Origin of the sequence: Sulfitobacter geojensis, assembly GCF_000622325.1 — a bacterium.
In the GTDB taxonomy this organism is placed as follows: Bacteria; Pseudomonadota; Alphaproteobacteria; order Rhodobacterales; family Rhodobacteraceae; genus Sulfitobacter; species Sulfitobacter geojensis.
Window position 1 is genome coordinate 1735779 of sequence record NZ_JASE01000005.1, and the last position, 25783, is coordinate 1761561.

A 25783-nucleotide genomic window follows, 5' to 3' on the forward strand; every position below is an offset into this window, starting at 1 on the left:
ATTCGCGCGTTTGCGCTGGAGGGACTTACATGGCCGCTAAAGACACCAACGAAGACACCAAGCGCGAAGAGGGCGACAACGGTCATTCCCTGGATATGAGCCAGGCCGCCGTCAAAAAGATGATCTCGGAGGCGCGCGAGAAGGGTTATATCACCTATGGCCAGCTGAACACGGTGCTGCCGCCCGATCAGGTCGGATCAGAGCAAATCGAAGACGTGATGTCGATGTTGTCCGAGATGGGCATCAATATCATCGAAGACGAGGACGCCGAAGAGGAAGAAGCCAAGAGCGGCACCGATGTCGTCACCACGGACAGCAACAAAGAGGTCACGCTGTCCTCCGGCACGGCTGAAAAACTGGACCGCACCGATGATCCGGTTCGCATGTACCTGCGCGAAATGGGGTCGGTTGAATTGCTGAGCCGCGAAGGCGAGATCGCGATTGCCAAACGCATTGAGGCGGGGCGCAACACGATGATCGCAGGGCTGTGCGAAAGCCCGCTCACCTTTCAGGCGATTACGATCTGGCGCGACGAACTTTTGTCCGAAGATATTTTGCTGCGCGATGTGATTGACCTTGAAGCGACCTTTGGCGACCAGCTGGGCGAAGACGGGGAGACAACACCGGTTGTTCCTGCGGTCGGCGGCGTGGCAGAAACCAAGACCGAAGAGCAAAAGCAAGAGCTTGACGCGGACGGCAACCCGATCGCCAGTGATGATGACGACGACGATGATGACGAACAGGCCAACATGTCGCTGGCCGCAATGGAAGCCGCGCTGAAGCCACAGGTGCTGGAAGCGCTGGACATCATTGCTGACGATTACGTCAAGCTGAGCGAAATGCAGGATAGCCGGATTTCTGCGACATTGAACGAAGACAATTCGTTCACGAAAAAGCAAGAAGACAAGTATCAGAAGTTGCGGTCGGAAATTGTGTTGCTGGTCAATGATCTGCACCTGCACAACAACCGTATCGAAGCCTTGATCGACCAGCTGTATGGCATCAACCGCCGTATCATGCAGATCGACTCTGCGATGGTGAAACTGGCGGATCAGGCGCGCATCAACCGTAAGGAATTCGTCGACGCCTATCGCGGCTACGAGCTGGACCCGAACTGGATGGAGCGGATGGCCGAAAAGCCCGGCCGCGGCTGGCAGATGTTCATCGAGAAATCCACCGACAAGGTCGAAGAATTGCGCGCCGATATGGCACAGGTTGGTCAGTACGTTGGTCTGGATATCCCCGAATTCCGCCGTATCGTGCAGCAGGTCCAGAAGGGCGAGAAAGAAGCCCGTCAGGCCAAGAAAGAAATGGTCGAAGCGAACCTGCGTTTGGTGATCTCGATTGCCAAGAAGTACACCAACCGTGGCCTGCAATTCCTTGATCTTATTCAGGAAGGTAACATCGGCCTGATGAAAGCGGTCGATAAATTCGAATACCGCCGCGGTTATAAGTTCTCGACCTATGCGACGTGGTGGATCCGTCAGGCGATCACCCGTTCGATTGCAGATCAGGCGCGCACGATCCGTATTCCGGTGCATATGATCGAAACGATCAACAAGCTGGTGCGCACGGGCCGTCAAATGCTTCACGAAATCGGCCGCGAGCCGACGCCGGAAGAATTGGCCGAAAAGCTGCAGATGCCTTTGGAAAAGGTCCGCAAGGTGATGAAGATCGCCAAGGAACCGATTTCACTGGAAACGCCAATCGGCGACGAAGAAGACAGCCAGTTGGGCGATTTCATCGAGGACAAGAATGCTGTGCTGCCTTTGGACAGCGCCATTCAGGAAAACCTCAAGGAAACGACAACACGGGTTCTGGCCTCGCTCACGCCGCGTGAGGAACGTGTGTTGCGGATGCGTTTCGGCATCGGCATGAACACCGATCACACGCTTGAAGAAGTGGGGCAGCAGTTCAGCGTGACACGCGAACGTATCCGCCAGATTGAGGCAAAAGCGCTGCGCAAGCTCAAGCATCCAAGCCGGTCGCGCAAGCTGCGGTCGTTTCTGGATCAGTAAGCTGAACAGCAGTTTGACAGAATTGAGGGTCGCCCGATGGGGCGGCCCTTTTTCGTTCCATGCGCACGGGCTCGTGACTTTGCCCTTTCGTCACGATGCCCTAAGTTAGACAGCGAACCTGAAGGAGTTTCCTTATGCGACGTCTATGCTTTTCCCTGATCTGTGCCGTCCTGCCGTTGCCTGCACTGGCGCAATCCTATCTGGCGGTGAACCGGCTGAATGTTGTGCCGATCAGCGCCACCTCTTTTGAAGTGATCGAAGGGCGCGGAGAGGGCGCGCGGGGCATGTGGTGCGCAGCCGCGGATTATGTGTTGAACGGCCAGCGGCAATCGGGAAACCCGCGTCTGTATGTGCAATCGCCGCGCGGGCCCTCGGTCACCGTGGCGGGCCGCAAAGGGGCGGTGTTCACCACGGATGCCAGCAGTTTGCCGGACGGGCCGAAACAATCCTATTCGGTCAGCGTCAGAACGGCCGGCCTGGGGCTTCCGCTGGCGCATGCCTATCAGTTTTGCAAAGACTACCAGATCGAGCTGGAGGACATCCTGCTGAGGAGGGCGGATCAGTGAAGATGCGCTGCAAGCTGCTGGTTGCCTCCTTTGTGATGGGGATTTCCACGCCGCTTTATGCGCAGGAATTCACAGCGGAAAACCGTGTGACGGTCACCGGTGTCGCCGAAGGTTTCGAGGTGGTGAATGGTGGTGGATACGGCGCGCGCGGTATGTGGTGCGCGGCCGCGGATTACGCCCGCACCATATTGGGGGCGCGGGGGAATGCGCGGATGTTTATTGCAGAGGGGCGCACGCCGGGGCTGGGGCAACGGGCACCGGTGCGGTTTACCCTTGATCCCACGGGACTGGACCCGTCGCCGGTGTTCATTGTTGGCGCGTCGTTGCGCAGGGCCGGCGCGTCCCTGTCGGTGGATCATGCCTATCAGTTTTGTGCAGATGCGCGGGTGATCAATCGATGAGAATGGCGGGATTGGGTCTGGTACTGGCGTCGGTCCCCTTTGCCGGCTTCGCCAATACTGACGGTGAAGAGGACAGGATTGTCATCACGCCAATCTCTGACAGTGACTTCGAAGTGGTTCAGGGCACAAATTTCGGTGCAGCGGAATACTGGTGTGGGGCGGCAACCTTTATCGAACGTCGGTCGGGGCGGCCCGAAACGACAAGGATCTATGTGAAGACACCGTTTGGGCCCAGCGTGACAGTGCCGGGCCGCAAAAGTGTAATCTTTACCACCGCGCCAAAGGGGCTGGCGCAGGTCCGCAACGGATTAACCCTGTCGGTTCGCAAGGCGGGCGTGATGCGCAAATCAGCAGTGGCACGCCGGTACTGCCGCGATGCTTTCACCCGCTCGACCAAATAGGCCGCTTGATGCAAACCACTTTTCAAATCGCGACCTCGGGGCAGGGGCTTTATGAATTTACCGGTGACGTCGCGGGCTGGGTGCGGGGGCAGGGCGACGGGCTGCTGACGTTGATGGTCCGTCACACCTCCGCGTCGCTGTTGATACAGGAAAATGCAGATCCGGAGGTGCAGACCGATCTTTTGGCTTATTTCCAGCGGCTTGTGCCGCCTACCACTGATCCGTCCATGCGTTATCTGACCCACACCTATGAAGGGCCCGACGATATGCCGGCCCATATCAAAGCGGCGATGTTGCCTGTCAGCCTGTCCATTCCTGTGACATCGGGGCAGATGCGCCTGGGCACTTGGCAGGGTATTTTCCTGTTTGAACATCGGGATGCTGCGCATGGGCGGAGTGTAGCGGCGCATTTCGCGCCTGATTGACGGGCTGGCGGATAGACAGGCAGGCGGGCGGGAACAGGCTCACCGTTGCCCGCAAGACTCGCCTGTCACCGCAAGATGTTGCGTAACAATTCGCCCCTACCCAAAACCTCGCGGCTCGCCTATACCTATAGGGAAAGGGGTAAAACTCCCCACAAGTGCGGTTGTAAAAGAATAGAAGGGGGACGGCCCATGCGCTGCCCGTTTTGCGGAAACATTGACACTCAGGTAAAAGACAGCCGGCCGGCAGAGGATCATGTGTCGATCCGGCGCAGGCGGTTTTGTCCTGCTTGTGGCGGACGGTTCACCACATACGAGCGGGTTCAGTTGCGTGATCTTATCGTGATCAAGACCTCGGGCAAACGCGAAGATTTCGACCGCGACAAGCTGGAGCGTTCGATCCGCATTTCCATGCAGAAACGTCCGATTGATCCGGAACGGATCGACCAGATGATCAGCGGCATCGTGCGCCGGTTGGAGAGCATGGGCGAGACCGACATCGGGTCGAAACAGATTGGCGAGATCGTGATGGAAGCCTTGGCGCGGATTGATACCGTGGCCTATGTGCGCTTTGCCAGTGTGTACAAAAACTTTCAGGCGGCGGATGATTTCGACAAGTTCGTTCAGGAATTGCGCCCCGATCATTCGCCAGAAGAGTGAACAACGCCACCACGAGCGACGCCCGTTTCATGGGGTTGGCCCTGAGTTTGGGGCGTCGGGGGATGGGCCGTGTCTGGCCCAACCCCGCTGTGGGCTGTGTCATCGTCAAGGCGGGGCGCATTATCGGGCGCGGCTGGACGCAGGACGGCGGCAGGCCACATGGCGAAACCGAAGCGCTGGCACAGGCGGGGGCGGCGGCGCGCGGGGCCACGGCCTATGTCACGCTGGAGCCCTGTTCACATCACGGCAAAACCCCGCCCTGCGCAGAGGCGCTTATCGCGGCGGGTGTGGCGCGGGTGGTGGTTGCCATCACCGACAGCGACGCGCGTGTTGATGGCAAGGGCATTGCCATGCTGCGCGACGCGGGGATCACGGTAGATCTGGGCGAAGGGGCGCAAGAAGCCTCGCGCGATCACGCGGGATTTTTCGCGCGTACCGAACTTGGGCGTCCGTTTCTGACGCTGAAACTGGCCAATTCATTCGACGGGCGTATTGCCACCGGCACAGGCGAAAGCCAGTGGATAACCGGTGCGCAAGCACGGCGGGAGGTCCACGCCATGCGCAGCCGTCATGATGCGGTGATGGTGGGCGGCGGCACGGCCCGCAAGGATGATCCCAGCCTGACAGTGCGCGATCTGGGCATCGCACATCAACCCGCACGTGTTGTCGTCTCGCGCAGGCTTGATCTGCCCTTGATGGGGCAGCTGGCACGCACGGCCAAGGAGGTGCCGTTGATCCTGTGTCACGGGATGGATGCGGACAGCATGCTGGTACAGACATGGCGCGATCTGGGGGCTACGTTGCTGGCGTGTCGCGCGACGGGGTCGCAGCTTGATCCCGGTGATGTGTTGCAGCAACTGGGCAGCCACGGGTTGACCCGTGTGTTCTGCGAAGGCGGCGGGGCGCTGGCCGCGTCCCTGCTGGAGAGCGATCTGGTGGATGATCTGGTCGGCTTTACCGCCGGTGTCGTGATCGGTGCCGAAGGTCTGCCGGGGATTGGCGCAATGGGGCTGGCACGGCTTAGCGAGGCCCCGCGTTTTGTGCTGCGCGAAAGCCGTGTGGTCGGGCCGGATGTGTTGCAGGTCTGGACGCGCGGTCAGGATATCAACGGCTAGGACCGGCGCCACAGATGCGCTTGCGTGGCAAAGACACCTTGTAATTTCGAGAGCAAGCGGTTCGCCGGACCGGGGCGCGGCACAGTGCCGGTGGCCAGCCGTTGCACGATAACTTCGACAGGGCAGGGCAAGCCGCTGACCGGATCGCGGTAGCGCGGATAATCAATCAAGGACGCATGCACCAGCCCTTCAAGAGTGGGTTCTGCGCGGCGGCGGGGTGGCACGTCCCCTTTGTCGGCGGTTAGGCCCCAGCCCGCATAAAAGGGCGCGCCCAACGTGGTAACGGGCAGGCCGCGCAACAGCGCCTCGAACCCCAGAAGGGACGTCATGGTCCACACCTCGTCCACATGGGCCAAAAGCGCAATCGGGTCGACCTGCGTAAGTGTCAGATCGGCCAGCGCGTCAGCATCGGTGGTGCCTGTGCGCAGGCCCGCTTCGACATCGGGGTGGGGTTTATAAAGGATCAACGCATCGGGATTTGCGGCGCGCACGGCTTCCAGCAGCGCGCGGTTGGTTTGCACGTGATCGGTGCCGGTGCGGATGGATGCGTCATCCTCCACCTGACCGGGCACAAGGATACGGCGGCCTTCGGGCAAGCCGGAAAGGTCCGGCACGGCGGCGGCGGCGAGGTTATATTTGCTGAGGCCTTCCTCGGTCAGCCGTTCGATCAGTTTGCGCGCACGGATTTGCTGATCGAGACGCAGGGTGGCGCGCTGTTCGATCCATTTCTCAAGTCGGCTGGGGCGGCTGGGATCATAGTAGATGCCGAGATCGTCGCAGACGAGCGACAGCGGGGGAACCAGTTCGGCGCCCAAACCGTTGGAGCGCAGAAAGCCGTCTTCGACCGATATCGCATCCGCGTGGCCGACTTGGGCTTTGCCGGCCCAGACCATCCACGGTGTGCCGGTTTGACGGGCTTTGGCGGGGTCATCTTCAAAGGTTACAGGTTTGTACTGGCCAAAGAACCCTTGCAGCGGTTTGCGTTTCCACATGCGCATGGCCGATGCCGTCCAGCCTGCGTGATCTTCGCGCCAGCTGCGGGTCTGTGCGGCAAACGCTTCGATGGCGTCTTCCAGAGTGCCAAGGCGGTCGCGAAACGGGTCGTACCATTTCGGATAAAGGATCATCGCGGCGGCAAAAAGCTGCGGTCGGGTCAGGCTGCGTTGGCGGCGCGGAACGGGAAATTCGTCCGAAGTAAGGCCCCATCCGGCGTAAAACGGCTGGCCAAAAACGCGGGGTTTGTGACCGGCAAAGATCGCTTCGAACCCCATTTGCGAGGACACGGTGTAAACCCCGACGGCCCCTTCAAACAGCTTCCATGGGCTGATCTGGTCGGCCATCAGGGTGATGCGGCTGTTGGCATCCTCGGGGCTGAAGTACCCTTTGCGATAACCGGCCAGCGTTTCGGGATGGGTCTTGATGATCACGCGCGCGCCGGGGTGTTCTTCCTGAGCGAAGACCAGCATTTCCATAAACCGGCCACGGTCCGCACCGCAGGCGGTCACCGAGGCGTCCCCGAAAGTTTGATCAATCACAAGGACATACCCCGGATCAGGGGCGGGGGTGTCGAGGTTAAATGCGGTGTATTTCGTAAGGTGCGTTTCGGCCAGCCGCGCAATGGCCCCACGGGCGCGGTTCAGCAGTGCAGTATCATCAAGCGGATGGGTGGCCAGCAATTCTTCCAGATCACTTGGGACCGCCGGATCAAAATGCACGCCCTTGGTGTCGATCATCAACCCCAGAGGGGGTTCGCCCGCGCGGCCCGGATGGAGCGAGCGTAAAAGCGCGTCTTCGACCCGCACAATCGGAGCGGCATATTTTTCAGCCACGCGCAGGCCACGGTGGGCGGTGGGGGAGTTCCCCCAGATCGCCACGCCGTCGCCGTCGCGGGGCAGACCAAGGTGCAACGCATAGCCTGAAAGTTGAAGAATGCGCCGCACCCGCCGCTGGGTCAGAAAACCGCCGTTATACACAAAAAGCCGCCGGTCCTTTGCAGGGCCGGCGGCTGGTGTGTCATATGTCTCGGGCCCGAGAGCCACGCGGATCAGCCGCCCGAAAGGGTGGTCAGACCAGCGGCAGATGTTGCCGTGCCGGTGATCGCCGAAATGACTTTGTTCCATTGGGTGAACGGCGCTTCGGTGACATAAAGCGTGTCACCGTCACGGATCACAAAGTCGCGGGCCATGAACATGCCGTTGGGTTTGGTGAGGTCGAGGACGTAAACCATACGCTGTGCGCCGGTCAGATCGTTGCGGCCCAACACCTGTGCCGCGACTTCGGCCGGTTCGTTGCGGAAGACAAAGACGCCTGTCGGGTCTGCGGTTGCGGCGTTCAGCCCGCCAACCTGTGCAATCCCTTCAAGCGCAGAAAGCGTCTGGGATTCAAAGGGGACCTGTGCTTGCCCGCCGGTTGCACCAAGGGCGGTGAAAGAACGGGTGTCTTCCTCGACCAGAATACGATCGCCAGCGCGCAGGGCGATATCCAGCTCGGGGTGGTCATACAGGTCTTCGAACCAGATTTTACCGCGCTGTTTGCCGCGGATCACGGTGACCTGCGCAATCGCAGGTTCGATCGTCACGCCACCGGCACGCGCCAACATGGTGCCAAGGGTGCGCGTCGGGCGTTCAATCGGATACACGCCCTGACCGCCGATGGAGCCGATCAGCGACACGGTTGACCCGTCGCCCGCGGCGCGGCGCACTTCGACCTGTGGATCAGGCGTCTGTTCGCCCAGCTTGTTGGTGATGATGCGGCGGATTGCGTCGGGCGTATTGCCTGCGGCTTTGATCCGGCCGGCGTAGGGAATAAAAATGAAACCGGCCCCGTCCACCTGCACTTCTTCAAGGATGGTTGCGGGGGATCCTTCGACGCCTAACAGCGGGTCGTCGACGTTTTCATAAACGGTAATGCCCAACACGTCGCCAGCGCGGATCGTGTCAGAGCCAAGCTGTGAGGCATTCTTGAAGGCTTCGGAGAACCCCAAAGCGGGGACCACAGCGGTGGCGCGGGTCACACGGTCGTTCACGGACACGACGAATGCGTCGCCGTCTTTCTGAACTGAACCGGAATAGATTTGACGTTTGTTGGGGCCAACCTGCGGCAGACCACATGACGAAATAACGGCCAACGCCGCGACGGTTGCGATGGGACGCGCCCACCGTAAATATACGGATTTCACTGCCCGGTCTCCTCGACCTGTTCAACTCTGCCTCAAAATTCGTCGATTGTTTCGACGTAATTGATTGAACGCTACCCTAGGGAGATTTGAAAATCCAGTGTGACAAGGCTGTTATGTCAGGTGACAACCCGCAACTGTTGCCGTGGGGCCGCGGTGCCCGATTGCAGGGCGTCATAGGGATCTTCGCCTGACAACATCATGTCGACCACCTGACGCAACAATTGACGACGCCCCCGCGCAGAATAGAATCCGCCGGGAACCTGCGAGGTTTCAAGGAGATAGCGGCGGTAATCTTTATAGGCCTTGTTGTCGGGGCGCGCCGCAGAGGCAAAGAATTCAGCCAGCGGTTGATCTGACACGAATTCGGGCTGGGCATAGACCGCGCGGCCAAAGACCTTGAGGGGAATGCCGCGCCACAGTACCTGTTGACCGGCGGTCGAATTGACGGTGACGGCGGTGCGTGCGTCATTCAACAGTTGCGCCAGCTTGCCGCCACGGACAAAATGCACGCGATCTGCAACGCCATGCGCAAGGGCAAGGCGTTTGAGGTCACGGCGCACCGGCACGCGGCCGTCTTCCAGCGGGTGTGCCTTGACGACAAGGTGATGATGTTTCGGTGACCCTTCGGCGAACCCTTTGATCACCAGTTCAAGAAAATCCGACATGGTTTCGAACGGCGAATGTTTCTGGAACGAGCTGTCGTGTTCCAATTGCAAAAGCGCCAGATGATACGGGAACCCGCCCAAACGGATGCGCATGGTTGCAATCAAGCGGTCGGCAGCCAGAAACGGCATCAAGAGCAAGCGCTTGACGTAAAGCGCGAATTCCTTGGTGACGGGCAGGCTGCGGTGGGGGCGGAAATTGCGGTAATCGCTGTTCCTGAACATCACGAACCAATGATACAGCGCGCCGTAAAAAATGTGTTGGCGCATGTCGCCCCAATGCCCCGGCGGCAGGGGCGCTTCCATGTCCGATTGCGCCAGCGCGGCTTGCATCTGGGCGATGCTCATATCCATCAGACGTGAATTGCCGTTGGATCCACCGCGTTCATAGCTGACCCAATAGGGGCGCATGTAGCCTTCTTCAAAGACATGGACCGTGATTCCGCGCCGTTTGGCTTCGGCGACGGCTTCGGAATGGATCGGGCGGGTATCGCCATAAAGCACGATGTCGGTGACGTTCTTTTCGCTCAAGAGAGCGGCGAAAGTGTCACCCCATTCACCAGTGGTGCCCCGAAAGGGGATGTAGCTTGCGGCGTGAAACCAGAAGGCACGATCGCCGGCATTGAACCCCACACGCCAAACGTCCGCCCCCGCCAGCCGCAGCATTTTGCCGAGCCGGTGAAAGAAAGGGCCGTGCGGCCCTTGCAGGAAGAGGAAAACCCGCTTGTCGGGGGATGGCGCGCTCATCAATGCCTCGTTTTGGTCACGTTCGTTCTATTTCTACACTAAATGGGGGCGAAAATGTGGCAACTGCATCTGCGACCCGCGCGGCTCTTGTCAGCGTAGCTTACGGGCGATACGTCAAGAGAAGATTTATAAGAAAGGGCCGCCATGTTCACGGGGATAATTACCGACGTTGGTAAAATTGCAGCGTTGCATCAAGACGGCGATCTGCGGGCGCGGATCACCACCGGTTATGACACGGCGGGCATTGATATGGGCGCGTCGATTGCCAGCGACGGCGTTTGCCTGACTGTCGTCGCTTTGGGGCCGGATTGGTACGAGGTGCAGATCAGCGCCGAAACCGTCAGCAAGACCAGCCTTGGCGATTGGGTCGAGGGGCGGCGGGTTAATCTGGAGCGCGCGCTGAAGGTGGGCGACGAATTGGGCGGACATATTGTGTCGGGCCATGTGGACGGTGTGGCCGAAGTGGTCGCCATGGTTGACGAGGGCGACAGCACCCGCGTCACCCTGCGTGCGCCGAAAGATCTGGCGCGGTTCATTGCGCCCAAGGGATCGGTCGCGCTGAATGGCACCTCCTTGACCGTGAACGAAGTGGAGGATTGCGATTTCGGTATCAATTTCATCCCCCACACCAAAGAAGTGACAACCTGGGGTGATGTGAAGGTCGGCGACCGGATCAATCTGGAGATCGACACATTGGCCCGTTACGTGGCCCGCTTGGCGGAAATGTCATGATCGCGGGCATCGGGCATAACCAAGGTCCCACGATGGAGCGGGGCGGCAAGTACCGCGCGTTTCAGTGGCAAAAGGCCCGCGATGCGGCGATGCCCAAAGCGATGCCGTTGATGGTCGTCAAAATGCACGTGGCGCGTGCCCGTGCGCTTGGGCTGGATTACCCGACCTATGCGGCGGTACGCAAAGCGACAGGGCGCGACATTATGGGGCTGCTGTTTTCCTCCAACGCCTTGCGGATTGTGCGGGCCGAAGCGCCTGCGGTTCCAGTGGCACGCAGCGAGGTGTTGAGCGCGGTGCAAGGCGCGCGCAAGCTAGCGCTGGTGCACGCGCCGTTGAACGCGGATGCGGTCGGCGGTGCGAATCCGGTGCTGGATCATGTGGCGATGGCCCCCAAGTTCACCGACAGCTGGTCGGACATGCGTGACCATCTGGGCGGTGTCATCACAGGGCAACGTCTGAGCCGTGATCAGGTGCTGGTTATTGGCGACACGGGGATCGAGCGCGACTGGAGCACGGCCGCACAGGCGGCCGGCTATCTTGAGACGGCGCGGTATTTTCCTGAAAGCACAGCGATGAAGGCTGGTTTGGCTGCCGGTTAAACGCTGCCGGCGGCCCATGTGATCCGGGGCAGAATCGCGTTTACGCGCAAGATGAAGGGCGGTGCGGGCGTGTGCCTGCAGGGGGGGCGTAGTGGATGCCGCCACCCCGTCTTGCGGCTCTGGTCAAGACGGTTGTGCTGCGGTATCAGCGGGGCAATGTCGCGAGGAAATGCCATGAACTTTGAAACACCCGGACCCGTGGAAGAGGGGCTGTCAGCGGCCATCTCTCCTATTGAAGAAATTATCGAAGACGCGCGGGCAGGGCGGATGTTCATTCTGGTGGACCATGAGGACCGCGAGAACGAAGGCGATCTGGTCATTCCGGCGCAGTTTGCCGACGCGGATGCGATCAACTTTATGGCGACCCACGGGCGTGGCTTGATCTGTCTGCCGATGACGGCAGAACGGATCGGGACGTTGGAGCTGCCGATGATGGCGATGCATAACTCCTCGCGCCACGAGACTGCGTTTACCGTCAGCATCGAGGCCCGCGAAGGGGTCACCACGGGGATTTCAGCAGCGGATCGGGCCTTGACCGTGGCTGTGGCGATTGACGAGGCGAATGGTGCGGCGGATATTGCCACGCCGGGCCATGTGTTCCCGTTGCGCGCGCGCGATGGCGGGGTGCTGGTGCGTGCGGGCCATACCGAAGCGGCGGTCGATATCAGCCGTTTGGCGGGGTTGCATCCCTCGGGCGTGATTTGCGAGATCATGAAAGAGGACGGCACCATGGCGCGGCTGCCGGATCTGGTGGCCTTTGGCGCGGCACACGGTCTGAAAATCGGCACGATCAGCGATTTGATTGCCTATCGCCACGCGCACGACAACCTGCTGGTCGAGCGTGACACGCGCAAGGTGACCTCGGCCTATGGCGGGGAATGGCAGATGCGGGTCTTTGCCGACCAGATCACCGGCACGGATCATGTGGTGTTGAGCAAAGGCGATATTTCGACCGATGCCCCTGTTTTGGTACGCACCCATGCGATCAACGCGTTGGAAGATATCTTGGGGCTGGGTCCCAGCCCGGCCGACGAGTTGCCCCGTGCGATGCAGATTATCGCCGATGAGGGCCGCGGCGCGGTCGTGTTGTTTCGCGATCCCTTCCCGAAGCTGCGCCTTGATGACGAAGACGAGGGCCCGCGCACGGTCAAGAACACCGGACTGGGCGCGCAGATCCTGTCGACGCTGGGATTGAACAAACTGGTCCTGCTGACCGACAATCCCGAAACGCGATATTTAGGGTTGGACGCTTACAACATTGAAATCGTGGGCACCCGCCCGATTGCGGAAGGTTAAGACATGGCATCCTCCGAAGAACACACCGTCCTTGCGCGGCCCGTATTCGACAAACCTGTGAAGGTATTAATCGTCGTGTCGCCCTATTACAGTGATATTGCCCATGGGTTGCTGACCGGCGCCAAGGCCGAACTTGCCGCTGCAGGTGCGGATTTCGAAGTGGTGGAAATGCCCGGCGCGCTGGAAATTCCCACGGCAATCGGCATCAGCGACCGGCGCAGCAATTTTGACGGCTATGTTGCATTGGGCTGCGTCATTCGCGGGGAAACCACCCATTATGAAACTGTCTGCAATGACAGCAGCCGCGCCCTGCAATTGTTGGGTTTGCAAGGGCTGTGCATTGGCAACGGCATCCTGACGGTTGAGAACAAGGCGCAGGCCGATGTGCGCGCCAATCCCGAAGGGCAGAACAAGGGCGGTGGCGCTGCAGCAGCGGCCTTGCATCTGATTGCACTGGCCCGTAAGTGGGCGCACACCAGCAAGGGTATCGGCTTCAAACCACGGGGCGAGGATACGCTGATGGCTGGCGACACAGATGGAAGTAATATCGCATGACGACTGGCCTGTCGGGTAATCAGAAACGCAAGATGAAATCCGCCGCACGGCTTTATGCTGTGCAGGCGCTGTTCCAGATGGAGCATTCGTCGCTGACCGTGGAAAAGGTGCGCACCGAGTTTCTGGAGCACCGTTTTGGTGCGACGCTGGATGGCGTCGAATTGCAGGATGGCGATATCGCGCATTTCTCGCAAGTGCTAGAAGATGCTGTGAATTATCAGGCCCCGATTGACCAGCTGACCGATCGCGGCTTGGTCGCCAAATGGGCGATTGCGCGGATTGACCCGACATTGCGAGCGCTGTTTCGCGCGGCAGGGGCCGAATTGCGCGATACGGGCACACCGCCCAAGGTGGTGATCTCTGAATATGTCGACATTGCCCGCGCCTTTTTCCCTGAAGGGAAAGAAGCCAGCTTTGTGAACGCCGTACTGGATCACATGGCCCGGGAGGCACGCCCCGAGGCGTTTTGACCAATTTTGAAAGCGACGGCTTTTGGGCTATCTTAGCCTAAAGGAGTCGCGTCATGCCGGTTATCTTTCGATTCTACATTAAACATTGTGTGATTGGTTTTGCCTTGTCTGCGATTTTTATCGCGGGACTTTTGTGGTTGAACGTTGCAAACCTGTGGCACCTTATCAGCACCTCTGACATCGGATTGATGGCGTTGGTGGTGTTCTGGGTGCTGAACGGGATCGTGTTTGCCGGCGTTCAAACCGGCGTGGCCATAATGCTGATGAGCGAAGAAGGCGACGATGACGCAGGGCCGAAAGGCGGGTCGCCCGTTGCGTTGACACCCGCGCCGGTAAAGGCCGCACAGCCGCGCAAGTGATTGATTTCAGAATTTAAATGGGGTCAGTGTGACGGGACCACCATTGCCGGTCGGTTTTGTATTCCCGGGGACCTGTATGTACAGGTGGGCGCCAGATAAACGAACCAGGGCTCGAACAGAGCCAGCTCCCTAGGATTTGCTTAAGGCCACTGGAATGTAACGTCTCACGAACAGGGCAGAACCCGCCACAGCCTTTAGGTAGGGCGCGGGTAGCTTGCGCGCAAGGGTCAATGGCGTAGAAATGCAGTTTCGCCCGTGGTGCCCTGCGCGCTGTTGTATGGCCTGCAGGGAGCACTGCCGATTATTGCGGGATTTCTTGAGAGAAGACTTGCAAATGTTCACTAAATGTTCATGTTTGTTGCATGTCTTATACCGCCCCCTCTGAACAGCCAACTCTCCTGCAGCCTGGCCAGTTGTTGGCGCGCGGCGTGGCGCGGCATTTGGTCAGCCACGGTTTTGCCTGCGTTGAGGAACTGGTGCCGACCCGTGGTTTGCGGGTGGACGTGATGGCGCTTGGCCCGAAAGGGGAGATCTGGGTGGTGGAGTGTAAATCATCGCGGGCGGATTACACATCGGACAGCAAATGGCAGGGCTATCTGGAATGGGCGGACCGGTTTTTCTGGGCGGTGGACAGTGATTTTCCGACCGAGTTGTTGCCCGACGACACCGGTTTGATCATCGCGGATGGCTATGGCGGCGAAATTATTCGCATGGGACCGGAAAGCAGGCTGGCCCCTGCGCGGCGCAAAGTCATGGTGCAGAAATTTGCGTTTCATGCCGCACGCCGGCTACATCTGTTGCGCGACCCGGATATGCATCCGCAAAGGGATTGACGAAAACGAGATTAGCGGTTCGCTTTGCTGCCACTGACCCGGTTGGCTGCTGCCATGATTTCTTCTGCGATTTCATAGGCTTCTTCGGGCGTGAAATCCATCGGGATCTCGATGCCGTTGCCCTCAACGAACAGGCGCACCATGCCGGCATCTGTTGGGCCGATCTGAAGGTTGGCTTCGATATCGCGTTCGGTGTTAATGCCCATTGGTGTCTCCGGGATGTGTCGGGAATTGGGCTGCATCGCTATCGCGGGTCGGCGCGAAAGGCAAGGGCGAGAGGGCAAGGGTGATTCGATGGATGATATAGAGATTCGCAAATTTTGCGCGCAGGACCGTGACTGGCTGGTCGCCGAGCATCGGGACGCCTATGCGCAGGCCGAAGGGTTTGATGACAGTTTTGGCGTGCTGGTCGCCGGTATTCTGGATGAGTTCCTGCGCGATCATCACCCCGAGCATGAAGCAGGGTGGATTGCATGTCAGCAAGGTCAGCGATTAGGCAGTATTTTTTGTGTGCGGATTGATGACGAAACAGCGAAGTTGCGACTGTTTTTGTTGACTGAAAAGGCGCGCGGCAAGGGGTTGGGCCAGCGGATGTTGGATCACTGCATGGGATTCGCCCGCTCTCAGGGGTATCGCCAGATGAAGCTGTGGACCCATGAATCCCACCGCGCGGCAGGGGCGCTTTATGCCAAAAACGGCTGGCAACTGATGTCTTCACAGCCTGTGGTGTCCTTTGGCCAGCCCTTGATTGAACAGCACTGGGAAATCCTTCTTTAAGGACGGGCTTTGGTCTTGCAATCTCTGTGAGGGGCCGCTAAATCGGCCCCACGTGCCGCCTTAGCTCAGTTGGTTAGAGCACTGGTTTGTGGAACCAGGGGTCCCCCGTTCGAGCCGGGGAGGCGGTACCACTTTCAACAAAATATTATATCGTTGGAAGTGTCGGGCGAGAGGCTTTTCGCAGAAGAGCCGCGGTTCGGTTGCTATTCTGGATGACTTACCACTTGCCGCAACCGTCGCTGGGGCGCTGCCCCATCGATCAAAGATCGATTCCCCGCAGGATTTAAGGCCAAAAAGAGGGGGGATTAGTCGATCTGGAGGGTCTGTCGTAAACTACCGGTGAGGCGGTCGTAGATCAGGATTTCATTGTCTGATGTGACGATGGCGTACCAATCGGGGCCTTGGGTAAAGGCATGGGCGGTTTTTCCGGCGGGCAGGGTGATCTGATCAGGCAAAGCAGGGGCCTTGCGGTTCAATCGCGTGACAAGCAGCCCAATCACGACTATGACGCCCGCAATCATCACCACGGTCAACACCGTCACCAACCGCCTTAAGAACCGCAGGTTTGCAGGCTCAATCGGATCATCCATGTCAATTCACCGCCGTATTTCATTTATCCTGCGCGCAAGCCCGCCGTCCCGACTTGATAAAGCGCTGGCGCGGGATGTGCCAGAGGATGCGAACCTGTCGCGCACAAGGTTAGGCAAGTTGATCGAACAAGGGGCGGTTATGGTGGCGGGCGAGGTCGTGCGCGACCCGCGCGCCCGCGTCGCCGAAGGGCAGGTGGTAGAAATTGGCGTCGAAGAGGCCGAAGAGAGCCATATTCAAGCCGAGGATATTCCGCTTGAGGTGATCCACGAGGACGATGATCTGATCGTCATTAACAAGCCCGCGGGCATGGTAGTGCATCCGGCACCGGGGTCGCCATCGGGGACCTTGGTGAATGCCTTGATGGCGCATTGCGGCGATAACCTGTCCGGTGTCGGCGGCATGAAGCGGCCGGGCATTGTGCATCGGATTGATAAGGAAACCAGTGGCTTGCTGGTGGTGGCGAAATCGGATGCAGCGCATCACGGGTTGGCAAAACAGTTCGAAAAGCACACAGTTGAACGGTATTATATGGCGCTGGTTTACGGCGTGCCCGATGCGAATGATCCGCGGTTGCGCGGCATCAAAGGGGCGTCGTTCGAGACGGGGAATATCTTGAAACTGACCACACAACTGGCGCGTCACAAAACCGACCGGCAACGGCAAGCGGTGCTGTTCAATGGCGGGCGTCATGCGGTGACGCGGGCGCGTACGGTCGAAAGCTTTGGCACGCCGCCGGTATTGGCATTGATGGAATGCTGGCTGGAGACGGGGCGCACCCACCAGATCCGGGTACATATGGCCCATGCCGGACATTCGCTGGTCGGGGATCCAACCTATGGCGGGCGGCGCAAACTGCCCAAAGCGGCCTTGCCCGAGATCGTTGCAGAGATGGTAAAAGCCTTTCCGCGTCAGGCATTGCATGCGGCGGTTCTGGGGTTTGAACATCCGGTCAGCGGGCAGATGATGCGGTTTGAAGCGCCGCTGCCACAGGATATGGATGATTTGTTGCAATCCGTGCGGCTTGCCGTCTGACATGATGTGCACAGCTGCGTGAGCTGACGACATCATAACTGTCTGTTCACCTTTCTTATGGCAATATGAACAAAAGCGGCCTGCCGGACCTTGTAAAAGGAAAGGTACCGCCCATATTCATGTTAAGCCCGTAAACATCACTGTTTAAAACACGGGATCTTCAGGGAAAGGGACCAGTTATGGCCAATTATGCAAATCTGCCGGCACCCACACCGGAAGGCGGTTTGAACCGCTACATGCAGGAGATTCGTAAATTCCCGCTGCTTGAGCCGGAAGAAGAATACATGCTGGCCAAGGCCTGGGTGGAGAAAGAAGATACCGAAGCCGCGCACCGGATGGTGACCTCGCACCTGCGGTTGGCCGCGAAGATTGCGATGGGGTATCGTGGCTACGGCCTGCCGCAGGCGGAAGTGATTTCGGAGGCAAATGTCGGTCTGATGCAGGCGGTGAAACGCTTTGACCCCGAAAAAGGGTTCCGTCTGGCCACCTATGCGATGTGGTGGATCAGGGCGTCGATTCAGGAATACATCCTGCGCTCGTGGTCCTTGGTCAAGCTCGGTACGACCTCCGGTCAGAAGAAATTGTTCTTTAACCTGCGAAAGGCAAAGAACAAGATCGGTGCGTTGGAAGAGGGCGATCTGCGCCCGGAAAACGTTGCAACCATTGCGACCCAACTGGGCGTGACCGAGGCCGAGGTGATCTCAATGAACCGGCGTATGTCGGGCGGCGATGCTTCGCTGAATGCGCAGGTCGGTTCCGAAGGTGAGGGCACCATGCAATGGCAGGACTGGCTGGAGGACGATAATGCCGACCAAGCCGGTGATTATGCCGAGCGGGACGAGCTGGAAACGCGCCGCGAGATGTTGGCGGAGGCGATGGATGTGCTGAACGAACGTGAGCGCGATATCCTGTCCCAGCGCCGGTTGAGTGACCAGACGATAACGTTGGAAGACCTGAGCAGCAAATATGACGTGAGCCGTGAACGGATCCGCCAGATTGAGGTGCGGGCCTTTGAAAAGCTGCAAAAGCGGATGCGCGAACTGGCAAAGGAAAAGGGTATGCTTGCATCGGCTTAGGCCGGGCCTGACCGCCCACTGACTTGACGAAATCGAAACCCTACCCACATTGCGGGGTAGGGTTTTTTCATGGAAAGGACAGGATATGGCTGGAGGATGGGCAAAGGACGGCGCGGTTTCAGAGCAGATCGAAGCCTCCATCAACGATGAACTGGCGCGATTGAAAGCGCGCAAAGCGCCGGTGGGCGAAAGCCTGACACATTGTGCCGAATGCGAGGAGCCGATCCCCGAAGCGCGGCGTGCGGCCTTGCCCGGCGTGAAGCTTTGTATTGATTGCGTGCGTGAACGGGACGCTGCATTTCAAACCCGTGGCGGCATCAACCGGCGGGGATCAAAGGACAGTCAGTTAAAGTAGCGCAGAACGACGATTTATGCTAAGGTAGGGGATATTCCCTCTAGGCTCCGGCGCATGTCTCTGAACCACAACGCTGCATTTCAAGGCGGCCAGATGCTGATCCGATTGCTCTATTCCACTTTTGTTTTCATCAGCTTGGCGACGATGTCCGTGGCGGGGCCGGCCTGCAAGGCGCATCCGGGCTTTAGTGTTATTGATGCCTCTCACCCCCTTACCGACATCATGCCGCGCGACGGCAGACCTGCGATGGCAGCGATCCGCGATCTGGGTGTGGAAACGATCATCCGTTATTACGACAATGTCGCGGAAACCCTGCCCTGCAAGACACTGGTGCCCGAAGAAACCCGCGCAATTTTGCAAGCGGGGTTCAGCGTGCTGGCGGTTTTTCAGCACAACAATGACAATCCGATGACATTTGTCACGCCGGGGCGCGGCACGTTGGACGCGCAACGTGCCATTGAACTGGCGCTGGCCAACGGGCAACCCAGCGGTTCTGCGATTTACTTCGGGGTCGATGGGGTGGACGGGGCGATACAATCGGCGAATTATGAATTTGCCAAAAGTGGCGGTAACGAGATTTCGCAAGCCCGCCAAGCGACGTTGCAATCCAGCATGGGGGCCGGATCGTTCCGCAAGCATCAGGCCTTCTATGATATCTATCGCGAAGAAGCGGTCACGCTGTTCGGGGGCACGGCCGGCAAACACGGGCCGCGCGATATCCTGCCCTATATCGACACGTATTTCCGGGACATCCAGACGATATTCACCAATTTTGGCAACCAGACCGGCATCCGTTACGAGATTGGCGGCTATGGCGGCGGGCTGGTCTGTGAGCACCTGCTGTCATCGGGAATGGTGGAATATTGCTGGTTGTCGCAGTCCAAGGGGCTGGCGGGCTACGAAACCTTTGAGGCCTCGCAGAAATGGGTGATGCGGCAGGAGTTGACCACCGTCTGCAACGGGTGGAAATTCGGCACCGGTGGGGATTTTCAGTTTGATTTCAATACCGTCAACCCGCGCACCCCTGATTTTGGTCAATGGAACACACAGGTGGATTATGCGGTGCCCTTCAGCCGTCCCCTGAAAAGGGACGGCGCAGGATGCTATGCGTGGCGCGATTAATCTTCCATCGCTTCTAATTCGTCGATGAAGCCTGAAATCATCGACAGGCCCTTGTCCCAGAACGCCGGATCGCTGGCGTCCAGACCGAAGGGGGCCAGTAACTCTTTGTGGTGCTTAGATCCACCGGCCTTGAGCATGTCGAAGTATTTCTCTTCAAAGCCTTCCTCACCCTCTGCGTAGACCGCGTAAAGCGCGTTCACGAGACCATCACCAAAGGCATAGGCATAGACATAGAAAGGCGAATGAACGAAATGCGGAATGTAGGCCCAGAAGTGCTGGTAGCCGTCCATGAATTCAAAGGCTGGTCCAAGCGATTCACCCTGCACGGACATCCAAAGCGCGTCGATGTCATAAGGGGTAAGCTCGCCCCCCCGCCGCGCGGCATGCAGTTTGCATTCAAAGTCGTAAAAGGCGATTTGCCGGACAACGGTGTTGATCATGTCCTCTACCTTGCCCGCGAGCAGCACCTTGCGTTCGGCTTGCGTCTTGGCCCCGTCCAGCATTTTGCGGAAGGTCAGCATCTCGCCGAACACACTTGCCGTTTCGGCCAAAGTCAGCGGGGTTGAAGACAGCATCTCACCCTGACCGGCGGCCAGCACCTGATGCACGCCGTGGCCCAACTCATGCGCCAAGGTCATGACATCACGGGGTTTTCCCAGATAGTTCAGCATCACATAGGGGTGTACATCTGTGACGGTGGGATGCGCAAATGCACCCGGTGCCTTGCCCGGTTTCACCGCCGCATCGATCCAACCCTTGGTAAAGAAGGGGGCAGCCAATTCGCCCATGCGCGGGTCAAAAGCGGTATAGGCGTCCATCACGGTTTTCTCGGCGGCGGCCCAATCAACGACAGTGGGGTCTTCCATCGGCAGGGGCGCATTGCGGTCCCAGACCTGCATTTTATCCAAGCCCAACCATTTGCGTTTCAACTCGTAATAGCGGTGGCTCAGCTTGGGGTAGGCGGCGACAACCGCATTGCGCAGCGCGTCGACCACTTCGGGTTCCACTTGATTGCTGAGGTGACGACCCGTCTGCGCCGTTTCCATCCCGCGCCAACGGTCGATGATCTCTTTTTCCTTGGCCTGCGTATTGTGCACACGGGCAAAGGTTTTGATATTGCTCCCCAAAACATCTGCCAATTCACGCGCACCGGCCTCGCGTTTTTCGCGGATCGGATCGGTCAGCAGGTTCAACGTGCCCTCGATCCCAAGCTGTTCGCCGTCCACTTCGAATTCCAGACCGGCGATGGTTTCATCGAACATCCGCTCCCATGCATCACCAACGACGCCCAGATCGTGCATGAATTTTTCAAGCTCGTCTGACAGCTGGTAAGGCTTCATCGCGCGGATACGGTCGAAAATAGGCTTGTAGCGCGCCAGATCGGCGTTTTGGGCCAGCAGTTTGCCCATGTGATCATCAGGCAGTTTGTTCAATTCAAGCGTGAAAAAGACCAAGGGCGTGGTGAAATTGGTGATTTTTTCCTGCATGTCGGACATGAATTTCGCCCGACCCGCGTCCGTGGTCAGTTGATAATAACGCAAACCGGCAAAGGACATGATGCGACCGGCGATCTGGTTGATCTTTTCATTGCGCAGCACGCAGTCCAGCAAGCCCGCGGCGTCCAGCCCTTCAAGGTTCCCCTCGTAATCTGTTGCGAAACTGGCGCAGGCTTGCTCCAGCCAGTCGAGATCGCGTTTCAATTCCGGCGCATCTTCGCCGGTATAGAGATCATTCAGATCCCATTCGGGCAGGTCGCCCAGATTTTTGTCGCCATGACCGGCATTTACATCGCGAAGCGGGAAGGGGAGTTGGAACATCGGATACCTCATCTGTTTCAACCTACCTAAGCGCGCCAAGGCAGGGGGACAAGCGCTGCGTCAGCCATAAATGCGCAGCATTTCGTTCAGATCGTCCAGCGTGTTCGCCTCGGCCAGCGGCTTGTCCTTGCGCCAGCGTTTCATGCGCGGAAAGCGCAGGGCGACGCCGGATTTGTGGCGGGTGCTGGGCTGAATGCCCTCAAAGGCAATTTCGAACACATGATGCGGCGTGACCTGCCGCACGGGGCCAAATTTTTGCAACGTATTCTTGCGCACCCAAGCGGTGATCTGGCGAAATTCGGCGTCCGTCAGACCCGAATACGCCTTGGTAAAAGGGACAAGATCGTCACCGTTGCGCACCGCAAAGGTGAAATCGGTGAACAGGTTTGCCCGCCGTCCAGAACCCGACTGCGCATAAATCATCACGGCATCAATCGTCAGCGGGTCGAGTTTCCACTTCCACCAATCGCCCTTTTTGCGACCGGCAAGATATGGGCTGTCGGCGCGCTTCAGCATCAATCCTTCGGCATGCGCCGCGCGCGCATTACTGCGGTAATCGGCCAGCGTGTCCCAATCAGTGAACTTTAGCTGGGGCGACAGTTTTACCGGCGCATCGGGGGGCATGTCGGCACATGCGGTTTCCAGCAGCGCACGGCGCTCTGCAAATGGCAGGTGGCGGATATCGTTGCCTTGCCACTCCAGCAGGTCATAGGCGTGCAGCACCACAGGTGCATCCGTCAGCAGCTTTTTCGGCACCGTCTTGCGTCCGATGCGTGGTTGTAGGGTGTTGAAGGATGATGGTTTATCCGCGCCCCCGAGCCAGACCAATAGTTCACCGTCCAACACCGTACCGGCGGGCAGGTGGTCGATGGCACGGGCCAGTTCGGGAAAGCGGTCCGTCATCAGCTCTTCGCCGCGCGACCAGACGAAATAGGCACCGTCGCGCAAGATCAGCTGGCCGCGAATCCCGTCCCATTTCCATTCCGCCCGCCAGTCGTCAGGGCTACCCAAGTCGTCGGGCTCCTGCTCCAGACCATAGGCCAAATAAAAGGGATAGGGGCGTGACGCATCGGCGCTGGCGTCTTCCGCCTCGATCAGGCTGCGCCATGTATCGGTATCGGGATGCCAGTTTCCCATCAGGCGATGGGCCAGCTCAGCCTCCGGTTTGCCAGTGGCTTTGGCCAAGGCGCGGGTCATCAGTTTCTGGCTGACGCCCATGCGAAACCCGCCGGTGATCAGCTTGTTAAAGACAAACCTTTCCGTGCCGCCCAACCGTTGCCACGCATTGAGAACGAAAGCCTTCCGTTCAGGTTCATCAACATTAGAAAGATCACGTAACGCATTGATCCAATGGGAAAGCGGGCGATTGTCGCTGGAATGCACTGCCGGCAGGATCAAGGAAATGGTTTCGGCCAGATCCCCGACAATCGCATAGCTTTCTTCAACCAGCCAAAGCGGCAGATCTGCGACTTCGGCGGCCCATTCCCGCAAACGGGTGGTCGTCACCGCGCGTTTCGGGCGACGCCCCGAAAAAAGCGCGACAGTCCACAGCCTGTCGAGGTCATCGGCTTGGGCGAAATAGTCAGCGAGGGCCGCAACCTTGACCGTGGTTTTGGTGCTTTGGTCGATGGCATTAAACAAGGTGGCGAACCGCTTCATGCCTCCTCCTTCGCGTCAAGACTTTCGCCCTCGAAACGGGTCGGAACCACCTGGGAACGCCATCCATTTTCATTAAGGTATTGGTTGAAGATATCCGTGTAACCATGTGTTACATATATATTTTCGGCTTCTGTCAATTTGATGGCATCTAACAGTCCGTTCCAGCCCGCGTGATCCGATATGATAAACCCACGATCACCTGCACGCCGCCTTCTGATGCCCCGCACGGCCATCCAGCCGGAGGCGAAACCGGTTTCCTGTGGGCCGAACTTGCGCGACCATGCACTGCCCATCGCGGCGGGCGGGCAGATCACAATGGCCCCCTTGTGATCTTTGGGGTTCAGATCGGCGTTGGCGAGGGTCGTGTCGGGCAGAACATATCCCTGATCGCGCAGGACCTTGTTCGTATTCTCGACAGCAGTATGGGTCAGGATCGGGCCAATATCCGGGTCCAGCATCGACAGCAACCGTTGTGCCTTGCCCAAGGAATAAGCCCCTAGAAACGCAGTCTTTCCAGCTGCAGCGCAAGCGGCCCACCAGGTGTTGATCTCTGCTGCGACGACGCTTTGCTCGGCCCAGCGAAATATCGGCAGGCCAAAGGTGCTTTCGGTGATGAAGTGATGGCATTTTACCGGCTCGAACGGTTCGGAAAGCCCGTCATCGGTGGTTTTATAATCCCCCGAAGCCACCCAAACCTCGCCGTCGACCTCTACCTTGATTTGGGCAGAACCCGGTACATGGCCTGCAGGATGGAACGAAACGTCGGCATCCCCGATGCGAAGCACCTGTCCATATGCGATCGAACTGGCCGAGATATCCCCAAGCCGGTGGCGAATGATTGGCAATGTGCCATCAGTGGCCAAATATGTCCCCATGCCGGATCGCGCGTGATCGGCATGGGCGTGGGTGATCAGGGCACGCGCGACCGGCCGCCACGGATCGATATAGAAATCGCCCGCGGCGCAATAGATGCCTTTGTCTGTGAAGGTAAGGATTGGTGCGCGTGTCATGTCCCTAAGCTAGCGCAAGTGGCGGGTTTTCAAGACACTTAAATGCGCAAAGGGACGGGGTGCTTTAGGTAGTGACGGTGCCGAGAAACAGCTTTTCGATGCCGTCCATCGCCGCATTGCGGATCGCGGGCAATTCCATCAGGATTTCGTGTTCACCGCCCTCCACCAGTTCCAGACGGCCCCCGACCCATTGTTCCATCCGCTGATGAATGGGCGGCACATCGACGATGCGCTCATTGGTGCCAAGCCATGTAACGGCGGGTAGGTTCGGGGCGGCGCGTTCGGCCAGATGGCGGGTTTCGGCTAGCGCCTCGCGCAACCACACGTAGCTTGGACCGCCCAAAGCCAGCTCAGGGTGCGCGGCAAGCTGGTCGCGCATCATGTCGTACATTTCTGTATCGGTGGTCAGCAGGTTGTCGTCAAACGGTGCGCTCAGCACATAGGGATCCATTGTCGTTCCCGGCGGCATGAGGTGTCCCTTGCCAAAACGTGGCATCACATTTGCAAGGAATTGCGCAGCGCCGCGCAGATGCGGTTTCAGGTAGATGCCCCACATCGGACCGGTAAAGGCGGCGGCCTGGACGCTCATCCCTTCCATAACGGCGCGCAGGCCTATGCAGCCGCCCATCGAATGGGCCAGCAGGAAATAAGGACGTGGTAGCGCAAGGGCCCGTGCCGCGCGCATCAGGGTCGCGACGTCTTTCTGGTAGTCGGGAAAGCTGTCGACGTGACCGACAAGCGGATCATCAAGCAACCTGTCCGCCAGACCCTGGCCGCGCCAGTCGATGCACATGCTTGCCAATCCGCGTGCGGCGAGGTCGCGGGCGGTTTGGCCATATTTTTCAATGTATTCAGTACGCCCCGGAAACATCAGCACCGTGCCTTTTGCACCGGTAAGCGGCCAGTGGGCGACCCTGATCCGTTTGCCGTCAGACGTGACAGCCCAATGCGCAACCCCGCCCTCGGGGCCGGGATACACATCGGTGAACAGGGGCGCCGGCGTAAGGTCCATCAGCCGAGGACAGACGCCAATTTCATGGCCATACCCATGTCGCCGTCAACCTTCAGCTTGCCGGTCATAAAGGCCGACGTCGGGTTGGTTTCACCGGCGAGGATTTCCTTGAATGTGTCGGCATCCGCGCTCAGCGTCACATCGGCATCTTCGTCCGCCGCACGCGCGCCGGTACCGTCGATCATCACGGCGCCTTCGCCCTCGATGTCGAACTTTGCAGTGCCGTCAAAATCGGCACCTTCCAGTTTTCCGTTCAGTACTGTGACCGCTTCGTTAACAATATCGCTCATCGTTAGCCCTTTTTGGCAAAATGGTGCC

The 25783-nt window shown here is 58.9% G+C and carries 29 protein-coding genes, 1 tRNA gene and 1 other RNA gene; 20 read left to right on the forward strand and 11 right to left on the reverse strand.

What is annotated here, in order from left to right; translation table 11 throughout:
• Positions 1-29: 29 nt before the first annotated feature.
• From rpoD to ribD, 7 genes are all read left to right on the forward strand, one after another.
• The gene (gene rpoD / locus Z947_RS0110425; RefSeq protein ID WP_025044250.1) at positions 30-2018 is read left to right on the forward strand and encodes an RNA polymerase sigma factor RpoD; all 1989 of its coding nucleotides are present in this window, start codon (positions 30-32) and stop codon (positions 2016-2018) included.
• A 134-nt stretch (positions 2019-2152) separates the two neighbouring features.
• On the forward strand, positions 2153-2584 hold the full coding sequence (locus tag Z947_RS0110430) for a hypothetical protein (protein ID WP_025044251.1): 432 nt from the start codon (positions 2153-2155) through the stop codon (positions 2582-2584).
• On the forward strand, positions 2581-2985 hold the full coding sequence (locus Z947_RS0110435; RefSeq protein ID WP_025044252.1) for a hypothetical protein: 405 nt from the start codon (positions 2581-2583) through the stop codon (positions 2983-2985). The genes Z947_RS0110430 and Z947_RS0110435 overlap by 4 nt, the downstream gene beginning before the upstream one ends.
• A complete protein-coding gene (locus tag Z947_RS0110440) occupies positions 2982-3386 on the forward strand; it encodes a hypothetical protein (RefSeq protein WP_156026644.1) in 405 nt (134 codons plus the stop codon). Before Z947_RS0110435 ends, Z947_RS0110440 begins: the two co-directional genes overlap by 4 nt.
• A gap of 8 nt (positions 3387-3394) precedes the next feature.
• The gene (locus tag Z947_RS0110445; protein ID WP_025044254.1) at positions 3395-3811 is read left to right on the forward strand and encodes a secondary thiamine-phosphate synthase enzyme YjbQ; all 417 of its coding nucleotides are present in this window, start codon (positions 3395-3397) and stop codon (positions 3809-3811) included.
• A gap of 189 nt (positions 3812-4000) precedes the next feature.
• Positions 4001-4468: a transcriptional regulator NrdR gene (nrdR, locus tag Z947_RS0110450; protein ID WP_025044255.1), complete on the forward strand. Its 468-nt coding sequence runs from the start codon at positions 4001-4003 to the stop codon at positions 4466-4468.
• Entirely contained in the window at positions 4465-5583 is a 1119-nt protein-coding gene (ribD, locus tag Z947_RS0110455; protein ID WP_276202373.1) for a bifunctional diaminohydroxyphosphoribosylaminopyrimidine deaminase/5-amino-6-(5-phosphoribosylamino)uracil reductase RibD, read from the forward strand. The genes nrdR and ribD overlap by 4 nt, the downstream gene beginning before the upstream one ends.
• Here the strand turns inward: ribD and Z947_RS0110460 are convergent.
• The 3 genes from Z947_RS0110460 to Z947_RS0110470 all read right to left on the reverse strand — a co-directional run bounded on the left by Z947_RS0110460 (position 5580) and on the right by Z947_RS0110470 (position 10170).
• Positions 5580-7703, reverse strand: coding sequence for a capsular polysaccharide biosynthesis protein (locus Z947_RS0110460; RefSeq protein WP_081781138.1), 2124 nt, complete (start codon positions 7701-7703; stop codon positions 5580-5582). The genes ribD and Z947_RS0110460 overlap by 4 nt on opposite strands.
• Positions 7628-8761, reverse strand: coding sequence for a polysaccharide biosynthesis/export family protein (locus tag Z947_RS0110465; protein WP_025044258.1), 1134 nt, complete (start codon positions 8759-8761; stop codon positions 7628-7630). Before Z947_RS0110465 ends, Z947_RS0110460 begins: the two co-directional genes overlap by 76 nt.
• Positions 8762-8877: 116 nt before the next feature.
• A complete protein-coding gene (locus Z947_RS0110470) occupies positions 8878-10170 on the reverse strand; it encodes a capsule biosynthesis protein (RefSeq protein ID WP_025044259.1) in 1293 nt (430 codons plus the stop codon).
• A gap of 144 nt (positions 10171-10314) precedes the next feature.
• Between Z947_RS0110470 and Z947_RS0110475 the strand changes: the two genes are divergently transcribed.
• From Z947_RS0110475 to Z947_RS0110500, 6 genes are all read left to right on the forward strand, one after another.
• On the forward strand, positions 10315-10902 hold the full coding sequence (locus Z947_RS0110475) for a riboflavin synthase (RefSeq protein ID WP_025044260.1): 588 nt from the start codon (positions 10315-10317) through the stop codon (positions 10900-10902).
• Positions 10899-11501, forward strand: coding sequence for a hypothetical protein (locus tag Z947_RS0110480; protein ID WP_025044261.1), 603 nt, complete (start codon positions 10899-10901; stop codon positions 11499-11501). Before Z947_RS0110475 ends, Z947_RS0110480 begins: the two co-directional genes overlap by 4 nt.
• A gap of 174 nt (positions 11502-11675) precedes the next feature.
• Positions 11676-12797 (forward strand): 3,4-dihydroxy-2-butanone-4-phosphate synthase, encoded by a 1122-nt coding sequence (gene ribB / locus Z947_RS0110485; protein WP_025044262.1) that lies wholly within the window; start codon positions 11676-11678, stop codon positions 12795-12797.
• A gap of 3 nt (positions 12798-12800) precedes the next feature.
• A complete protein-coding gene (locus Z947_RS0110490) occupies positions 12801-13352 on the forward strand; it encodes a 6,7-dimethyl-8-ribityllumazine synthase (protein WP_025044263.1) in 552 nt (183 codons plus the stop codon).
• Positions 13349-13822 (forward strand): transcription antitermination factor NusB, encoded by a 474-nt coding sequence (nusB, locus tag Z947_RS0110495; protein WP_025044264.1) that lies wholly within the window; start codon positions 13349-13351, stop codon positions 13820-13822. Before Z947_RS0110490 ends, nusB begins: the two co-directional genes overlap by 4 nt.
• A gap of 53 nt (positions 13823-13875) precedes the next feature.
• Positions 13876-14181: a hypothetical protein gene (locus Z947_RS0110500; RefSeq protein ID WP_025044265.1), complete on the forward strand. Its 306-nt coding sequence runs from the start codon at positions 13876-13878 to the stop codon at positions 14179-14181.
• 30 nt (positions 14182-14211) lie between these two features.
• Here Z947_RS0110500 and ssrS read toward each other — a convergent pair.
• Positions 14212-14366: non-coding RNA, 6S RNA (ssrS, locus tag Z947_RS22570), on the reverse strand.
• 177 nt (positions 14367-14543) lie between these two features.
• Between ssrS and Z947_RS0110505 the strand changes: the two genes are divergently transcribed.
• The gene (locus Z947_RS0110505; RefSeq protein WP_025044266.1) at positions 14544-15014 is read left to right on the forward strand and encodes an MmcB family DNA repair protein; all 471 of its coding nucleotides are present in this window, start codon (positions 14544-14546) and stop codon (positions 15012-15014) included.
• Positions 15015-15025: 11 nt separating this feature from the next.
• Here the strand turns inward: Z947_RS0110505 and Z947_RS0110510 are convergent, their stop codons facing one another.
• A complete protein-coding gene (locus Z947_RS0110510) occupies positions 15026-15220 on the reverse strand; it encodes a DUF6324 family protein (protein ID WP_025044267.1) in 195 nt (64 codons plus the stop codon).
• An 88-nt stretch (positions 15221-15308) separates the two neighbouring features.
• Between Z947_RS0110510 and Z947_RS0110515 the strand changes: the two genes are divergently transcribed.
• Positions 15309-15791, forward strand: a complete 483-nt coding sequence (locus Z947_RS0110515) for a GNAT family N-acetyltransferase (RefSeq protein ID WP_025044268.1) — start codon at positions 15309-15311, stop codon at positions 15789-15791.
• Between the two features lie 54 nt (positions 15792-15845).
• Positions 15846-15922, forward strand: a tRNA-His gene (locus Z947_RS0110520).
• Positions 15923-16096: 174 nt separating this feature from the next.
• Here the strand turns inward: Z947_RS0110520 and Z947_RS0110525 are convergent.
• Positions 16097-16381, reverse strand: a complete 285-nt coding sequence (locus Z947_RS0110525; RefSeq protein WP_025044269.1) for a DUF6476 family protein — start codon at positions 16379-16381, stop codon at positions 16097-16099.
• Between Z947_RS0110525 and Z947_RS0110530 the strand changes: the two genes are divergently transcribed.
• The 4 genes from Z947_RS0110530 (at position 16380) to Z947_RS21520 (ending at position 19967) form a co-directional block, all read left to right on the forward strand.
• On the forward strand, positions 16380-17414 hold the full coding sequence (locus tag Z947_RS0110530) for an RluA family pseudouridine synthase (protein ID WP_025044270.1): 1035 nt from the start codon (positions 16380-16382) through the stop codon (positions 17412-17414). The genes Z947_RS0110525 and Z947_RS0110530 overlap by 2 nt on opposite strands.
• 179 nt (positions 17415-17593) lie before the next feature.
• Positions 17594-18490 (forward strand): RNA polymerase sigma factor RpoH, encoded by an 897-nt coding sequence (gene rpoH, locus Z947_RS0110535; protein WP_025044271.1) that lies wholly within the window; start codon positions 17594-17596, stop codon positions 18488-18490.
• An 85-nt stretch (positions 18491-18575) separates the two neighbouring features.
• Positions 18576-18845 carry a DksA/TraR family C4-type zinc finger protein gene (locus tag Z947_RS0110540; RefSeq protein ID WP_025044272.1) on the forward strand — a complete coding sequence of 90 codons (270 nt, stop codon included), beginning with the start codon at positions 18576-18578 and terminating at the stop codon, positions 18843-18845.
• A gap of 54 nt (positions 18846-18899) precedes the next feature.
• Positions 18900-19967 (forward strand): glycoside hydrolase domain-containing protein, encoded by a 1068-nt coding sequence (locus Z947_RS21520; protein WP_025044273.1) that lies wholly within the window; start codon positions 18900-18902, stop codon positions 19965-19967.
• On the opposite strand, the gene Z947_RS0110550 is transcribed toward Z947_RS21520, so the two are convergent.
• From Z947_RS0110550 to Z947_RS0110570, 5 genes are all read right to left on the reverse strand, one after another.
• Entirely contained in the window at positions 19964-21784 is a 1821-nt protein-coding gene (locus Z947_RS0110550) for a M3 family oligoendopeptidase (RefSeq protein ID WP_025044274.1), read from the reverse strand. The genes Z947_RS21520 and Z947_RS0110550 overlap by 4 nt on opposite strands.
• Positions 21785-21844: 60 nt before the next feature.
• Positions 21845-23443: an ATP-dependent DNA ligase gene (locus Z947_RS0110555; RefSeq protein WP_025044275.1), complete on the reverse strand. Its 1599-nt coding sequence runs from the start codon at positions 23441-23443 to the stop codon at positions 21845-21847.
• Positions 23440-24453, reverse strand: a complete 1014-nt coding sequence (locus Z947_RS0110560) for a ligase-associated DNA damage response exonuclease (RefSeq protein ID WP_025044276.1) — start codon at positions 24451-24453, stop codon at positions 23440-23442. The genes Z947_RS0110555 and Z947_RS0110560 overlap by 4 nt, the downstream gene beginning before the upstream one ends.
• A gap of 64 nt (positions 24454-24517) precedes the next feature.
• Positions 24518-25465, reverse strand: a complete 948-nt coding sequence (locus Z947_RS0110565) for an alpha/beta fold hydrolase (protein WP_025044277.1) — start codon at positions 25463-25465, stop codon at positions 24518-24520.
• Positions 25465-25755: an SCP2 sterol-binding domain-containing protein gene (locus tag Z947_RS0110570; protein ID WP_025044278.1), complete on the reverse strand. Its 291-nt coding sequence runs from the start codon at positions 25753-25755 to the stop codon at positions 25465-25467. Before Z947_RS0110570 ends, Z947_RS0110565 begins: the two co-directional genes overlap by 1 nt.
• Positions 25756-25783 lie beyond the last annotated feature (28 nt).